This window comes from Variovorax sp. Soil_C_12 (assembly GCF_057657375.1).
In genome coordinates this window covers 1-538 of sequence record NZ_JBDGIO010000050.1, presented here as the reverse complement: position 1 = coordinate 538, position 538 = coordinate 1, and the positions used below count along the sequence as shown (strand labels likewise).

General features: G+C 65.4%; 1 protein-coding gene. It reads right to left on the bottom strand.

What is annotated here, in order from left to right:
* A partial coding sequence (locus tag AC3A6X_RS36420) for an FAD-dependent oxidoreductase (RefSeq protein WP_487846720.1) occupies positions 1-443 on the bottom strand: 443 nt, incomplete at its 3' end.
* Positions 444-538: the final 95 nt, after the last annotated feature.

Sequence of the window (538 nt, the reverse complement as noted above, 5' to 3'; positions counted from 1 at the left end):
TTCTGGATGATCACGCCCTTGATGCGTGAGCCTTCCATGATCGCGTCCTCGATCCAGGTGTAGTTCAGCACTTCGACCTTGGCCTGCTGCAGCAGGTCGACAGCGGCCTGCTTGAAGCCCTCGGGGTCGAATGGAAAGGTCGGCCCCGTGATGTTGCCTTCCCCGCGCTCGGCCAGTGTGAGCGCGATCTCGCGGGCCACGCCGGTCATGCGTGACACCGGCACGTTCCAGGTGTTCATGAGGACCGCGGTGGCGGCCCCGCCCAGGAACGCGTTTTTCTCGATCACCATCGTCTTGGCGCCGGCGCGGGCGGCGCCGAGCGCCGCACCGATGCCGGAGACGCCGCCGCCGCACACCAGCACATCGACCTCGCGGACGATCGGTGTGTTGCGGGGCGGCTCGACGAGGAAGTGCTCCTGGCTGTTGATGGAAGTGGCTTGCATGGTGGGTTGCTCCTGGGATGGACGGGCCGCTCAGCCGATGGCTGCGGGTCGGCTCTGGTATGAAGAAAGGGTTGCTTCGTAAGAAAGGCGCACGT